Annotated in this window: 10 protein-coding genes and 1 riboswitch; of the genes, 9 read left to right on the plus strand and 1 reads right to left on the minus strand. The window is 49.1% G+C overall.

What is annotated here, in order from left to right:
- Positions 1-131 precede the first annotated feature (131 nt).
- Positions 132-1,196, minus strand: coding sequence for an NAD(P)H-dependent glycerol-3-phosphate dehydrogenase (locus tag BMW43_RS14635; RefSeq protein ID WP_091749121.1), 1,065 nt, complete (start codon positions 1,194-1,196; stop codon positions 132-134).
- 387 nt (positions 1,197-1,583) lie between these two features.
- Between BMW43_RS14635 and BMW43_RS14640 the strand changes: the two genes are divergently transcribed.
- The 9 genes from BMW43_RS14640 to meaB all read left to right on the plus strand — a co-directional run bounded on the left by BMW43_RS14640 (position 1,584) and on the right by meaB (position 14,984).
- On the plus strand, positions 1,584-4,550 hold the full coding sequence (locus BMW43_RS14640) for a sigma 54-interacting transcriptional regulator (RefSeq protein WP_091749125.1): 2,967 nt from the start codon (positions 1,584-1,586) through the stop codon (positions 4,548-4,550).
- Positions 4,534-5,001 (plus strand): PTS sugar transporter subunit IIA, encoded by a 468-nt coding sequence (locus BMW43_RS14645; protein WP_091749128.1) that lies wholly within the window; start codon positions 4,534-4,536, stop codon positions 4,999-5,001. Before BMW43_RS14640 ends, BMW43_RS14645 begins: the two co-directional genes overlap by 17 nt.
- A gap of 23 nt (positions 5,002-5,024) precedes the next feature.
- Positions 5,025-5,327: a PTS sugar transporter subunit IIB gene (locus BMW43_RS14650; protein ID WP_091749131.1), complete on the plus strand. Its 303-nt coding sequence runs from the start codon at positions 5,025-5,027 to the stop codon at positions 5,325-5,327.
- A 99-nt stretch (positions 5,328-5,426) separates the two neighbouring features.
- Positions 5,427-6,677: a PTS galactitol transporter subunit IIC gene (locus BMW43_RS14655; RefSeq protein WP_091749134.1), complete on the plus strand. Its 1,251-nt coding sequence runs from the start codon at positions 5,427-5,429 to the stop codon at positions 6,675-6,677.
- A 462-nt stretch (positions 6,678-7,139) separates the two neighbouring features.
- Positions 7,140-7,373 carry a hypothetical protein gene (locus BMW43_RS14660; RefSeq protein WP_091749137.1) on the plus strand — a complete coding sequence of 78 codons (234 nt, stop codon included), beginning with the start codon at positions 7,140-7,142 and terminating at the stop codon, positions 7,371-7,373.
- A 133-nt stretch (positions 7,374-7,506) separates the two neighbouring features.
- Positions 7,507-8,535, plus strand: coding sequence for a TIGR00266 family protein (locus tag BMW43_RS14665; protein ID WP_177173613.1), 1,029 nt, complete (start codon positions 7,507-7,509; stop codon positions 8,533-8,535).
- 141 nt (positions 8,536-8,676) lie between these two features.
- A riboswitch (cobalamin riboswitch) is annotated at positions 8,677-8,859 on the plus strand.
- A gap of 661 nt (positions 8,860-9,520) precedes the next feature.
- Positions 9,521-11,671 carry a methylmalonyl-CoA mutase family protein gene (locus BMW43_RS14670; RefSeq protein ID WP_091749143.1) on the plus strand — a complete coding sequence of 717 codons (2,151 nt, stop codon included), beginning with the start codon at positions 9,521-9,523 and terminating at the stop codon, positions 11,669-11,671.
- Positions 11,671-13,860 carry a methylmalonyl-CoA mutase gene (gene scpA, locus BMW43_RS14675; RefSeq protein ID WP_091749146.1) on the plus strand — a complete coding sequence of 730 codons (2,190 nt, stop codon included), beginning with the start codon at positions 11,671-11,673 and terminating at the stop codon, positions 13,858-13,860. Before BMW43_RS14670 ends, scpA begins: the two co-directional genes overlap by 1 nt.
- 2 nt (positions 13,861-13,862) lie before the next feature.
- Positions 13,863-14,984, plus strand: a complete 1,122-nt coding sequence (gene meaB / locus BMW43_RS14680) for a methylmalonyl Co-A mutase-associated GTPase MeaB (protein ID WP_091749149.1) — start codon at positions 13,863-13,865, stop codon at positions 14,982-14,984.
- Positions 14,985-15,000: the final 16 nt, after the last annotated feature.

The following is a 15,000-nucleotide window of genomic DNA, read 5'->3' on the forward strand; positions in this document are numbered from 1 at the left end:
ACATCCCTTTTTTCCCTGACATGACAAAACCTCCAGTCGTAATTCTATCCTACGACTGGAGGCTTTTTCTTTCAATGTCCGTTTTTCCTGCTCCGGTTCAAGTAAAGCAGGGGCTTTATTATGTCTTTAATTTATTGCTTATAAGCTCCGGTGCATTGCTGCAACAAGATCGTAACCGTTTCGTAGGCCGGTGCATCTTCATAGAGAATGGCATATAAACCGGCAAGCAGGGGGAGCTCTTTAAGAGAAAGTTTTTGCTCCTGCTCCAACTGCTTGGCCATAAGGTAGCCAAAACGAATTGCCGGATAGCCTTCTACCGTAATGCCTTCAGCTTTCATTTTTGCAACGGCTTGGCTGGCAGTCAGACCTTCGCCGATAACTTCGCCTAATGTGCGGTTTCGTCCGGCTTCACCGGTGACTTCCAGGTCGCCGACGCCGGGCAGTCCGTATACCGAAAACAGGCTGCCGCCCAGTGCCCGGGATAAAATGCCCATTTCAGCTACGGCAAAGGTGAATAAAGCTGATTTGGTATTGTTATGCAGGAAGCCTTTTCGCTTTTTGAAGCCTTCGGCCATGCCTAAACCCACGGCGTAGGCGTTTTTCATGGCAGCGCAGATTTCGGTGCCAATTACATCGGTATTGGCTTCCACCCGGTATACCGGTGTCATTAAAGTAGCTTGCAATTTCTTGGCTGCTTCCAGGTTGGCACTGGAATAGCAGACCGAAGTTGGTGACTCCCAAACTACTTCAATGGCTTTGCAGGGACCGCCGATAAATACAAATGAAATAGAATCCTTCAGTTCGGCAGGAAGCTTTTCTTTTAATATGTCCGGCAGCAATACTACGCGGCCGTCTGTAGCGTATTCAAAACCCTTAGTCACACTGCCAATGATCATACCTGGTTTTAGGTAAGGAACGACCCGCTCAAAAATCATGCCCAAAGCATCGGACGTAATTCCCATGATCACCATATCGGTATCTTCCATGGCTGCAGGAAGCTCTTCTTCCGAGAAGGGCTTAACTGCCTTTGGCAGGGGATACTTATGCTTTGGATGATCTTTGCCGTTCTTAAGGTCGCGTATGATTTTGTTGTCCAGTTCCGTACCCCAGAGCCGTACTTCATGGCCGTTCGTGATAAGCGGCACAACCAGTGCGCTTCCCATAGCACCTGCACCAATGATTGTTACTTTTGACATTTGTCAACACCCCTTTGTTCTAATTGGTGGAGTAAAAGAACAACAGATGACAAATGGTTCTTATCGCCTTTATCATAACAGATTCTATTAAAAATGCAATAGAGGAAATAAAGAGCCATATGGTCCCGAATGTGCCTGGATTGTCATAGAAATAGCCATTATGGCACAATATGTGTATAATGAAGTCCTGGAAACGGAAAAGAATTCTGATTATTTCCTATTATATATAACAATTAAAATTATTTAGAATTTTCGTGGCGGCATTTGTGCACACGATAAAAATAATTTTATTTAATAATAGCGGTGATAACAGGGGGATCCCGGATTTTGCACAAAATGTGTCAAGACTTGGCACGCCAATTGCAATATATAAGGGCGGTGGGGTAAATGCAACAGTTACAAGAAATTATCAATCAAGAGAACAAAAAAAATCCCCTGACTGATGAGGAAATTGCAAAAAGGTTAGGGATGGGAAGGAGTGATGTAGTCAAGTTAAGACGTTCCCTGGGGATTGGCAATTCCCGGCAGAGAATGAGAGAACCGCTGGAAAAAGCAATTCAGGAAATCATGGAAGTTTCTCCTGCTCTGTCCGAGCGGGCATTAACACAGAAATTAAATGAAGCAGGCTTTTGCGTATCGCGCCATGCGGTGAGTGACGTGTGGCAGCAGATCAAGGCAGTAGAGGTCATGCAGCCGGTTAATGGAGAGTTGGTTGAATCGTATGAACAGCAGCTTTCCGGAGGCAACATAGAAAAGCTGCAGACCGCCTTTGATGCGCTAATCGGTTCCCAGGGAAGTTTACGGACTCAGGTGGAACTGGCTAAGGCAGCCGTACTTTATCCGCCCAAAGGGTTGCATACCCTGATTGTTGGGGCGACAGGTGTTGGCAAGAGTGAGTTAGCCTACTGTATGCACCGGTTTGCTACGGAGTCCGGCAACAAGCCGGAAGATATGCCTTTTGTCGTTTTCAACTGTGCCGACTATGCTGAAACACCGCAATTATTAATGGCCCAACTGTTTGGCTATGTAAAAGGTGCTTTTACCGGTGCGGATGCCGACAAAGAAGGGCTGGTGGAAAAGGCTCATCATGGGATGTTGTTTCTGGATGAAATCCACCGTCTGCCTCCGGAAGGACAGGAAATTCTCTATTATCTGATTGATAAGAGGAAATTCCGCCGCTTAGGGGAAAGTGATTCGTTTCGTGAAGTCTCGCTCATGTTAATTGCGGCAACGACAGAAAATATTGAATCCTTCCTGTTATTGCCTTTCCGTCGCCGTATCCCTATGGTTATAGAATTGCCGGGTCTTGCCCAGCGTCCGCTGGAAGAACGGTTCCGGATCATCGTGAGTTTTGTCAGGGAGGAAGCCAGCCGGATTCAATTGACTATTCGCGTTGCGTATAATGCCGTTGTGGCTTTACTCATGTACGAATGCCATGGCAACATTGGTCAATTGCGTTCGGATATTCAGGTGGCGTGTGCCCGTTCCTTTTTAAAACACATGGTGCAAAAGGAAGATTTGCTGAAAGTAGAGATTAACGATCTGGCGCCTCAGGTGGTAAAAGGACTATTGTATTTAACGGAACAGCGTCATGTGGTAGAAGCCATTTTGCAAGGTGATCTGGAAATTTCTCCAATGGACCAGCAACGCTATTCTCTGCAGGAAACGACCTATTTATTACCTGGAGAGGTATACCAGGAAATTGAAGACAATTATATCAAAATGGAAAATCAAGGAATTGATATTTCCATTATAAACCGGGTAATTAGCGATGAGTTGGAAGTAAAAGTTCGTCAACTGATCAGGCAGGCGCAAAAAAATAAACGTAACTTAATCCGCCAGGATCTGGAGAAAATTGTTGGCGAAAAAATTATCAATGCTGTTGACCGTATGATCAAATTGGCGAAAACCCGTCTGCCGGAAATTGACGATAGCTTATTTTACTGTCTATCGACTCACCTGGCGGCAACTTGCGAGCGGTTGCGCATGAATAGTAAGCTGATTGTCAACCCGCAGTTTCAACAATTACAGAATGAATATCCGGCAGAATTTGAACTGGCTAAAAAGATGGTTCAAATTGCATCGTATTACCTGGGAGACGATTTGCCGGAAGATGAGATTGGCTTTATCACCATGTATCTGAAGGCATATGCCAAGAAAGACCCGTTGAATGAAGCGCATGTGGGTGTTGTTGTATTATCACATGGCCGGGTAGCGGAAGGAATGGTCCAGGTGGCCAACCGGCTTTTGGGTGTGGAGTATGCCAAAGCTTTGGAAATGCCTCTGGAAGAAAGTTCGGAGACTGCTTTGCAACGGGCGCTTCATATTGTCAGACAGGCCGACAGCGGTAAAGGGGTGCTGATGCTTGCTGACATGGGATCACTGGTGGGCTTCGGTAAACTAATTACGGATTCGTTGGGAGTCGTAACGCGCACTGTGACGCGGGTCAATACACCAATGGTTATTGAAGCTGTCCGTAAGGCCCTCTTACCGGATGCGGATATTGATGAAATTGCCAGTTCTTTGACATGGGATAACTTGAGCTATGAACTGGAGGAATATCATGGTACTCTGAAAAGCAAGCTGCCCGATGCCATTGTCAGCATTTGCCTGACCGGACAGGGAACTGCGGAATGGGTTGCCCGAATGATTGGCGATTATATGCCGGAAAATCTGAGACAGGTTAAACTGATCACGCTAGGGGCTCTGGTCGACGAGGATATGCAAAGCCGGCTGATGCAAATAAGTCAGGACTATAATTTGTTGGCGGTTGTAGGCACGATTAGAACAATTGTGCCGGGGATTCCTTTCATAACGGCAAAAGAAATCGTAAAGGGAAATGGTCTGGAAAAGCTTAAGAAAATTGTTCAACTGCGACGAGGATTTTCTGACAAGGTGGGAAATGAGCCGGTAAATACCGGTAGCCTGTTAAATGGATTGATTCATCCGGATCTGGTGCTTATCAAGCAACCTTGCCGCAATAAGAAAGAAGTACTGAATATTCTTGGCCAGCGGCTGATCAGGCAGGGGTATGTACGCGAACAGTATATTGTATCCATTCATGAGCGGGAAGCACTGTCTCAGACGGTGTTTCAGGAAGTGGCTCTGCCGCACGGCAGTCCGGAATACATCATAAAACCGGCGATTGCCGTTATGACGCTTCGGCAGCCGATTGAGTGGGTTGATGGGCATCAGGTAGAACTTGTATTTATGTTAGCTTTGAACAGCTATCAAAAAGATGCTTTTCGAAAGTTGTATGCACTGCTCAACGATGGTAGGCAATTGTTGAAAATGAAACAATCAGAAAATATAGAACAATTTATACGGGTGGTTACAGATGGGGACATGTTTTGAGTTTGATAGGGAAGTGATGGCCGTTTGTCTGGAGGCCAGCGATCAGGAAGATGTATTAAAAAAGATGGCGCAAAAATTGTATAACGCAGATTATGTGCTGGAGACCTACAGTGAGGCCATTATTTTGCGGGAGCGCAGTTTTCCAACCGGTTTGCCAACAGGCATAAACGGGGTAGCCATTCCGCATACCGATGTATGTCATGTAAAGGCTCCCATGATTGCGGTTGGAACGCTTAAGACACCTGTAGAATTTAAAAGTATGGGTGGATTAGAAGAGACGGTGCCGGTAAAAATCGTTTTTATGCTGGCAATGAATAGTGGCGACAATCAGGTCAGATTGTTGTCACAGTTGATGCAGGTTATCCAGGATCAGCATTTACTGGAACAACTGGCGGCAGCAAAGTCGGTCAGTGATTTAGTAAGACTGTTAAATGGAAAGATTTATTTATAGACAGTTGGGAGGAAGATGAAATTATGAAAACATTTCGGGTACTTACCGTGTGTGGCACGGGAATTGCCACGTCGACTGTGGCGGCTGAAAAGTGTAAGGAATTTCTAACGAAGCGCGGTTTAAGTGTAGAAGTAGTTGAGTGCAAAGCCGTAGAGGTTTCCGGGAAAATTCCGGTATATAACCCACATGTTGTGATAGCGACCACTCCGATCAACGATAGTGCTTTACACGGAGTGAAAAAATTTGTGGGGCTACCGTTTTTGATTGGCGTAGGCATGGATAAACTGGCTGATGAAATTGCCGATTATTTAAAAAGCTTAGAGTAGCATCCTGCTACTCCAAGCTTTGGAGCTATTAATACCTTTAATGCGGAAAAACTCTGATTAGCATAGATACTGAAATCAATATATTGGGAGGGTAATTTTGTGCAAATCATTAAATTTATTCTCGATTTAGGTCCAACGGTAATGATGCCGATTATTATTATGTTATTGGGTTTGCTGTTTCGTCAGGGATTTCCCAAAGCGTTTCGTTCCGGATTAACCATTGGTATTGGCTTTGCCGGTATCTTTCTGGTCATCGGCATGTTGACCAGCAACCTGTCTCCGGCCACGCAGGCCATGGTTACAAACTGGGGCCTTCATCTGGATGTTATGGATGTCGGCTGGCCGATTGCCGCAGCCATTAGTTTTGGTACACCCATCGTTCCGGCCGTCTTCGCTTTAGGCCTTTTTATTAATGTGATTATGCTGGCGATGAACTGGACAAAAACTATGGATATCGACTTATGGAACTACTGGCACTTTATCTATGCCGGAGCTCTGGTCATGTATTTGACGAATAGTGCCATTATGGGGATTATCGCATCAGGTATTACGATTATTATCATTCTTAAACTGGCTGACTGGACGCAGCCTTATCTGGTAAAAGTCTTTGATATGCCGGGGATTTCCCTGCCTCATACCGAGTCGGTTTCCTGGGCGCCGGTAGGTATCTTTTTAAACAGTCTCATTGATAAAATTCCCGGCATTAATAAAATTGATATCAATCCTGTGAAAATCCAGGAACGGTTTGGTGTTTTTGGTGAACCTATGTTGATTGGGTTAGTACTTGGTGCGTTTATCGGTTCATTAGCCGGGTATGATATAAAAGGTATTGTTCAACTAAGTGTAAATATGGCGGCTGTTCTGTTTTTGATGCCCCGTATGGTGCGGATTCTGATGGAAGGTTTGCTGCCCTTATCGGAAAGCGGCCGTGAATATTTAAATAAGCGTTTCCCGGGAAAAGAAGTATTTATTGGTTTGGATGCTGCAGTCGTTATCGGCCATCCTTCAGTTATGGCAGTTTGTTTGCTGATGATTCCGATTACGTTGTTATTGGCAGCTGTACTTCCCGGCAACCGGATTTTACCGTTTACCGACTTGGCCGGTTTGCCGTTCTGCCTCTTATGGGCCGTGGCGCCTACCAAGGGAAATGTGTTCCGTGGCCTGATTATCAGTACCATTTTGATGGTAGCTATCCTATATATTGCGACTGATCTGGCACCGGTTACCACGTTAATGGCCAAAGGAGTTAACTTCCCGTTCCCGGAAGGAACAGCAGCTATTTCCTCACTTGACGGTGGTGCCCACCTGATTCCTTACATTCTGTATAAAATCGTCGAACTGTTTCATTAATAGCAAATCCCTATAATTTAATATAATTATACCTCCAAGATCCGGCGGAAAGAGTATGCGTGCTACATACTTCTTCTGCCGGTCTTACTATAGAGGCGGTATGATATCTGAAGTTTTGTTGTTGCGATAATTCCAGAAGATGCTTACTGAAATACATGGATGTTTTATTAAATACATGGTACAATAAAATCGAATTTGTTAACTGTTTTTGTCATACCTATTGACACGCGAGTGCAGGTAAAAGCAGTGCTTGGTCAGAGCGGATTCCAGGTAAGCACTGATAAATGAGCTATCGGCCTGGCGAAAGATTTTTTCGACTGGCAAGGAAGCAAAACCGCAGGAATAGTACTGCTATTTCAAGGTTTTGCTGACGCAGTCAGACGAAAAAAGATCCGTCAGAATGCACAGCGCGAATTAAGCAGTGCTTACCTAGACAACAAGCATGATAATGGGAGGTTGCTTATGATTTATGAAATGATGCGGGCCATGGCCGGACCGTATGTTTGCAGTTTGGCAGACGTGTATATTGCTCACCAGGATATTTTGAATACCTTTGTGGTTGGTGGCGGCATTGCCTGGATTGCCTATGACCGGAAATACCGCTCGCATTTGAAGGGTGAGGAAAAGACCGATTTCTACGGTATGAAAATGCGGTCAAGACGGTCTGTGGCGGAAGCCGAACCGGAAAAAAAGTAATCTCTGTAACGGGAATATATGCTGTTTCTTAAAGTAATCTACTGATAATGATGTTTATTATGGTAGATTACTTTGTTTTATACATTCGGATGTTGCGATAGTAACGTAGATTTTAACTGCCGGAGGGATCACGATGGATTGGTATTTAGGCTATAACGGTCAGCAAGTTGGACCGCTGGATGAAAATGAGGCGAAACGGCGGGCTAAGGAAAACCCTGACGGTTTTGCCTGGCGGCAGGGCATGGCCGACTGGAAACCCATCGGGGAGGTACCGGAGTTGACCGCAGTACCTTCCGTGTCACGGCCGTCGTATGTACCGCCGCTGCAGCGGACTGCCCGGGCCGATGAAATTGACTATACGGTGTACGGGTCAGAAATGCAGTTTGTGGAGATTGAGCTGGACCCCGGGGAAAGTGTAATTGCCGAGGCCGGGGCCATGATGTATAAAGATAGCCGGATTACGATGAATACTGTTTTTGGTGACGGCTCGGAAGGGCGCGGTCAAGGGGGCTTTATGGGAAAACTGTTGGGCGCCGGAAAACGCCTGCTGACAGGGGAAAGCCTGTTTATGACGGTGTTTACCCATCAGGGCCAGGGAAAAGCAAAGGCCGCCTTTGGCGCGCCGTACCCCGGCAATATTATTCCGGTTCATCTGCCTGCGGTGGGCGGCACGCTGATTTGCCAGAAGGACAGTTTTCTCTGCGCTGCCAAGGGCGTGTCTGTCGGCATTTATCTGCAAAGAAAGATTATGACCGGCTTGTTTGGCGGCGAAGGCTTTATTATGCAGAAGCTGGAAGGCGATGGGATGGTCTTTATCCACGCCGGTGGCACCATTGTGGAACGGACGCTGGCACCGGGGGAGGTGCTGCATGTGGATACCGGCTGTGTCGTAGCCTTTGAACCGGGCGTGCAGTTTGATATCCAGCAAGCCGGCAATATTAAGACCTCGCTATTCGGTGGTGAAGGTTTATTCTTTGCAGTGCTTCAGGGGCCGGGGCGGATTTGGCTGCAGTCACTGCCCTTTTCGCGGCTGGCCGGTCGCATGCTGGCCGCAGCGCCACAGCGGGGCGGATCGCGGGAGGAAGGCAGCGTGCTGGGAACGACCCTATTGGGAGGAACGCTGCTAGGTGGCTTGCTGGGCGGTGACGATGAGGAGTCGTAATCGCCGGTAGGTGCGTCCTGTTGCCATGTGTCGCTCCTGGTATACTGTATTCTTTAAAGAATATCAGATTCTTGACGGAAATTTAGCTCAGCCACGTTTGACAATTGCTGTCTATGATGGTATTATGGCAATGGAAAACAACTTCATAGGAAAAGGTTAGGTGCCCGTGAGGGCTTAATAGGGAAGTCCGGTGTAATACCGGCGCGGTCCCGCCACTGTAATGAGGAGCAAGGCCAAGATGTACCACTGGGGTGTGAAGCCCTGGGAAGGTTTGGTCAAGCGATGATTCAGAGCCAGGAGAACTGCCTAACTGATAATCACCATTTGACCCACGAGCGATGGGGAGGGGATTTCGTGCAAACAATCTTTTTGCATAAATTCTTCCCGGCTTATCTGGCCGGGATTTTTTATTGACAGGATCTTGTTTCATCACTAAATCTTCCACCTCACGCGGAAGATTTTTTTGATATGCTCGCATTTCGCATAGGCAACGAAGTGCTGACATATAACTGTTCAAACTCACTATTATTTTATTTTTTCTGCCCGTGCGGGCTGAAATGTCCGTGTAAAAACGGATTCCTTTTTCCTCTGCGTAAGCGTAATGCCAACTACATTGCGCTCTTCACATATAAGAACTGTCGGAAAATATAGTACCTTGCGTCACCTAAACCCATGGACAATCTTGTAGTCTTTTTCCATCCCCCTTTGTTGTCGTCGCCTTACATATGTCCGATATGTGCGGCTTCTCCGCCTTGTGGGACGAAAAAATCCTTACAAGCTTAACCATGGTTTAAGTGACGTAAGGTACTAGCAGTTAGGCATTGCCTAACTGCTAGCCTTGTTCAGTCGCTTTATGGCGGTTAATGGTATTTTGCCTATAATTTTCCGGCAGTGGGTAGTGTGGACTTATGTTTATCAGTGGTATGGCTGACTGATTGCCAAAGTTGTGAAAAAAAGAACAAAAGAAAAGAAAGGATATTATACGATGACGACGGACAGTAAAGACAAGCTGGAAATACCCAAAGTGACATTTGACGAATTTGCGGCTCCCGGCTATGAAGCCTGGAAACAGGAAGCAATTGTTTCCCTAAAGGGCGGGGTATTTGAGAAAAAGCTTTTTACCAAAACTTATGAAGACATAGTGCTTGAGCCCATCTATACGCAGGAACATGTGGCGGCGGCAGGCCGGGTAGATGACTTGCCGGGAACCGGCAGCTATATGCGCGGCACCAGGGTAGACGGCTATTTAACCACCCCGTGGCTCATCACCCAGGAATGCAGTGAGTTTTTGCCGGGGACCTTCAATGAAGTGCTGCGCCATGAGCTGGATAAGGGCAGCACCGCCATCCATACCGTTCTGGATCAGAGTACCTGTCAAGGGAAGAGTTGTGACGGGGAGGAAGTTTTAACCGGACTGATGTTGTCGACCATTGAAGATGCCGATGATGCTTTTGCCGATATCGATTTAGAAAAATATTCTTTCCATATTGCCGCAGGGCCTTCCAGCGTACAACTGGTCGCCTTGCTGTCTGCCATGTTAAAAGCCAACGGACGTTCACCGGAAGTTCTTACCGGCTGCCTTGGTGCTGATCCGCTGGGAGCTTTGGTATCGCAAGGCAGCCTGCCTTGTTCCCTGGATGCGCTCTATGATGAAATGGCGCATCAACTGACGTGGGTAAGTCAGCACGCGCCGCAGCTTCGTACGATTCTGGTGGACGGCGCGGTTTATCATAACGGGGGCGCCAGTGATATTCAGGAACTGGCTTATTCCATAGCCACTGGCATTGAGTACATCCATGCTATGCAAATTCGCGGTGTCGATTGCAATACTACGGCCAAGCATCTGCGGTTCAGTTTCTCGTTGGGCGCCAATTTCTTTATGGAAATTGCCAAAATGAGAGCGGCCAGGATGATCTGGTCCCAGGTAGTGGAAAGCTTCGGCGGCGATAAGGACGCGCAGAAAATGAACGTCCATGCCAGAACTTCGGCGTTCACTAAAAGCGTCTATGATCCGTATGTGAATATGCTGCGGACCACAACGGAGGCATTTTCCGGTGTGGTCGGTGGTGTGGACAGCCTGCAGATAAGCTGCTTTGATGAAGCGATCCGTCCAGGGGATGAATTCTCCCGGCGTATTGCCCGCAACACGCAGATTATCCTGCAAAATGAGTGTAATCTGCGGCAGCCGGTTGATCCGGCCGGTGGTTCCTGGTATATTGAAACGCTTACCCAACAGGTTGCCGATAAAACCTGGAAACTGCTGCAGGACACCGAAGCAGCCGGCGGCTTGCTGAAGGCTCTGCGTCAGGGCATTCCGCAGCAGGCTGTACAGGAGGTGCTGGCCAAACGGTTCAGCCAACTGGCCAAACGGATCGACCGCGCCGTAGGCATCAACATGTATGCCAATGCCCAGGAAGTCCTGTTGAAACAGCAACCGGTCGATATGGCTGCCTTGAAGGAGCAGCATAGCAAGCGGGTAACGGAGTATTGCCGCGACATTGATCAAACCTTTTGCCAGGAACAATTAGCGAAATTAGCTGATGCTATAAGCGGTGAGCCCGGACAATTGGTGGAAGCCGTGATGCAGGCTTTTTCAGCCGGAGCCACTTTAGAACAGGTGACAGCGGCTCTGCGTCAGGATGAAACTGCCGAACCGTCTGTGACGGCGCTTGTACCGCATCGGTTTACCGAGCAGTTTGAGGCCTTGCGTCAAAAAACCGACGCCTATAAGGAACGGACTGGCGACAACTTAAAAATATTCCTGGCCAATATGGGACCCATTCCGCAGCATAAAGCCCGGGCGGATTTTTCGACCGGCTTTGTGGAAGTCGGCGGGTTTGAAGTACTGAAGAATGACGGTTTTGCCGATGTGGACAGCGCGGTAGAGGCGGCTCTTGCCTCGGGAGCAAAGGCAGTCATCATCTGTTCCACCGACGATACCTATCCGGAACTGGTACCGCCTTTGGCCAAGCAAATCAAGGCAGGTAACCCATCTATGCTGGTTATGCTGGCTGGAGCGCCGGCACCGGAGTTTGAACCGGTCTACCGGGAAGCCGGCGTAGACGAGTTCATCCATATCCGCGCCAATTGCTATAAGATACTTGACTGGCTGCAGAAAGCAGGAGGGATTGCCTAATGTATCAGAAACCTGATTTTACCAACATGTCACTGAAAAAAGAAAATGGACCGGCCAATCTGGCTGAATGGAAAAAGCAGCTTGAGGCTAAAACAGGCAAGTCTTTTGAAGAATTATACTGGCGGGCCATGGAGCAGATTGATGTAAAACCTCTTTATACTGAGGCCGATCTGAAGGATATGAACCACCTGTCTTATATGGCCGGAATTCCGCCTTTCTTAAGAGGGCCTTATCCCACGATGTATGTAACCCGCCCCTGGACGGTCCGGCAGTATGCCGGTTTCTCCACGGCGGAAGAAAGTAATGCCTTTTACCGTCGTAATCTGGCCGCCGGTCAGAAGGGGCTTTCTATTGCCTTTGACCTGGCGACGCACCGCGGCTATGACTCGGACCATCCCCGGGTTGTCGGCGACGTGGGGAAAGCCGGCGTGGCGGTCGATTCTATTCTGGATATGGAAATTCTCTTTTCCGGCATCCCCCTGGATAAAATGTCGGTGTCGATGACGATGAACGGTGCCGTTTTGCCGGTTCTGGCCTTCTACATTGTGGCGGCCGAGGAACAGGGTGTAAAGCAGGAAGTCCTGTCAGGCACGATTCAGAATGATATTTTAAAAGAATTTATGGTTCGTAACACTTATATTTATCCGCCGACGGCCTCGATGCGGATTATCGGCGATATTTTCGCCTATACCTCACAGTTTATGCCGAAGTTCAACAGCATCAGTATTTCCGGCTATCATATGCAGGAAGCGGGGGCCACCGCCGACATTGAGCTTGGCTATACGCTGGCCGACGGACTGGAGTACATCCGGACCGGGGTAAACTCTGGCCTGGCGATTGACGCGTTTGCGCCTCGGTTGTCATTCTTCTGGGCCATGGGTAAAAATTACTTTATGGAAGTGGCCAAGATGCGGGCTGGCCGCTTGCTGTGGGCTAAAATTATCAAGCAGTTCGGACCGAAAAGTTCGAAATCCATGGCGCTCAGAACCCACTCGCAGACTTCGGGCTGGAGCCTGACCGAACAGGACCCGTTCAACAATGTGGCACGGACCTGTATTGAAGCCATGGCGGCTGCTTTGGGGCATACCCAATCACTGCACACCAACGCGCTGGATGAAGCCATTGCCCTGCCGACCGACTTCTCGGCCCGGATTGCCCGGAATACGCAGCTTTATCTGCAGGATGAAACACAAATTTGTAAGGTTATTGATCCCTGGGGCGGCTCTTACTACGTGGAAGCTTTGACCGATGAACTGGCCCGCCGGGCCTGGGCTCATATCCAGGAAGTCGAAGAACTGGGCGGTATGGCCAAGGCTATTGACACGGGTCTGCCCAAAATGCGGATTGAGGAAGCGGCCGCCCGCCGTCAGGCGCACATTGACTCCGCCAAGGAAATGATTGTCGGTGTAAACAAGTTCCGCCTGGATAAGGAAGATCCGCTGGACATTCTGGAAGTTGACAATACGGCTGTACGGATAGCTCAGATCAAGCGTCTGGAAAAACTTCGTTCCAACCGGGACGAGGACCGGGTGAAGTCTTGCCTGGAGGCGATTACCAAATCGGTGGAAACCGGTGAAGGCAATCTGCTGGATCTGGCGATTAAGGCTACCCGGGCCAGAGCCAGTCTGGGGGAAATTTCCTCTGCCGTGGAAAAAGTCAGCGGGAGGCATAAAGCGGTGATCCGTTCCATTTCAGGCGTATACAGCAGTGAATTTGCCGATGAGGATGAAATTGCCGAAGTACGGAAAATGACCGATACCTTTGAAGCCAAGGAAGGTCGCCGGCCGAGAATTATGATTGCCAAGATGGGCCAGGACGGACATGACCGGGGTGCCAAGGTAATCGCTACGGCCTTTGCCGATTTGGGCTTTGACGTGGATATCGGACCGTTATTCCAAACGCCGGAGGAAACGGCCCAGGATGCGGTGGATAATGACGTTCACGTGGTAGGCATGAGTTCGCTGGCTGCCGGACATAAGACGCTGCTGCCGCAATTGGTGGAAGAACTGAAAAAGCGCGGCCGCGAGGATATCATGGTGGTAGCCGGCGGTGTTATTCCGGCCCAGGATTACGAATATTTGAAAGAACATGGTGCCGCTGCTATTTTTGGACCGGGAACCATTATTCCGGTCGCTGCCAGAAAGGTATTGGAAGAATTAATGAACCGTTTGGACTGGGAAGAGGCGTAACGATGAGTACCTATAAACCGGAGTGGACGCCGCAGGATGCGGGCAATGAATTTGCCTGCCGGGTCATGACCGGTGTGGCTGGCGGGCATGACGGCCTGCCGCAGGGCCGGCCCGAAGGACAGACGGCGGCTGCCGTAAAACGAAAAAAACTGACGGTCGAAGACTACGTGCAGGGTGTGCTGGCCGGTGACAGAGTCTTATTGTCCCGGGCTATCACCCTGATTGAAAGCAATGCCCCGGCTCATATGGATATGGCCCAGCAGGTGCTGCAGCAATTGCTGCCCTATGCGGGAAAGTCACTGCGGGTTGGCATTACCGGGGTGCCCGGTGCCGGCAAGAGTACCTTTATTGAAGCTCTTGGCTGCCGGTTGTGCCGGACCGGGCACAAGGTGGCGGTGCTGGCGGTTGACCCCAGCAGCAGTGTGACCAAGGGCAGCATCCTGGGTGATAAAACCCGGATGGAGAATCTGTCCAAGGAACCACAGGCCTTTATCCGTCCCTCGCCATCAGGCGGAACGCTGGGCGGCGTAACCCGGAAAAGCCGGGAGACTTTGCTGCTTTGTGAGGCCGCCGGCTATGATGTCATCCTGGTGGAAACGGTGGGGGTCGGACAGAGTGAAGTCACCGTCCGGTCTATGGTGGATTTCTTTCTCCTGATTGTGTTAACCGGTGCCGGCGATGAACTGCAAGGCATGAAGAAAGGTGTCATGGAGCTGGCCGATGCCATTTTGATCAATAAAGCCGACGGCGATAACAGACGGCGTGCTCTGGCCGCCCGGGTGGACTATGAACGTATTCTTCATTATCTGCGTCCGGCAACCGAAGGCTGGCAGACCAAGGCCTATACCTGCTCAGCGTTGAGCGGCGAGGGAATTGACGATATCTGGTCGGTGGTCTGTGAGTTCCGGGACAGGATGGGGGCTTCCGGTGTGTTCGAAGGACGTCGCAAGGCACAGACTCTTTCCTGGGTGTACTCTATGGTGGAGGAGCACCTGCATAATCTGTTTTTCCAAAATCCGGCCGTACGGGTCGGTAAGACTGCCGTGGAACAGGATGTTATCACCGGCAAGGTCTCGGCTACTATGGCGGTTAACCGGTTAATTGGTATGTTTGAGCAGTCATAATAGCCCGGTTGTCGTC

Source organism: Propionispora vibrioides (assembly GCF_900110485.1).
Lineage (GTDB): Bacteria > Bacillota > Negativicutes > Propionisporales > Propionisporaceae > Propionispora > Propionispora vibrioides.

Bases quoted from the DNA above. Each gene is read 5' to 3' on its own strand.
- BMW43_RS14665 (WP_177173613.1), top strand. From the start codon at position 7,507: ATGGATTGGTATTTAGGCTATAACGGTCAGCAAGTTGGACCGCTGGAT.
- BMW43_RS14635 (WP_091749121.1), bottom strand. From the start codon at position 1,196: ATGTCAAAAGTAACAATCATTGGTGCAGGTGCTATGGGAAGCGCACTG.
- BMW43_RS14670 (WP_091749143.1), top strand. From the start codon at position 9,521: ATGACGACGGACAGTAAAGACAAGCTGGAAATACCCAAAGTGACATTT.
- BMW43_RS14650 (WP_091749131.1), top strand. From the start codon at position 5,025: ATGAAAACATTTCGGGTACTTACCGTGTGTGGCACGGGAATTGCCACG.
- meaB (WP_091749149.1), top strand. From the start codon at position 13,863: ATGAGTACCTATAAACCGGAGTGGACGCCGCAGGATGCGGGCAATGAA.
- BMW43_RS14645 (WP_091749128.1), top strand. From the start codon at position 4,534: ATGGGGACATGTTTTGAGTTTGATAGGGAAGTGATGGCCGTTTGTCTG.
- BMW43_RS14660 (WP_091749137.1), top strand. From the start codon at position 7,140: ATGATTTATGAAATGATGCGGGCCATGGCCGGACCGTATGTTTGCAGT.
- BMW43_RS14640 (WP_091749125.1), top strand. From the start codon at position 1,584: ATGCAACAGTTACAAGAAATTATCAATCAAGAGAACAAAAAAAATCCC.
- scpA (WP_091749146.1), top strand. From the start codon at position 11,671: ATGTATCAGAAACCTGATTTTACCAACATGTCACTGAAAAAAGAAAAT.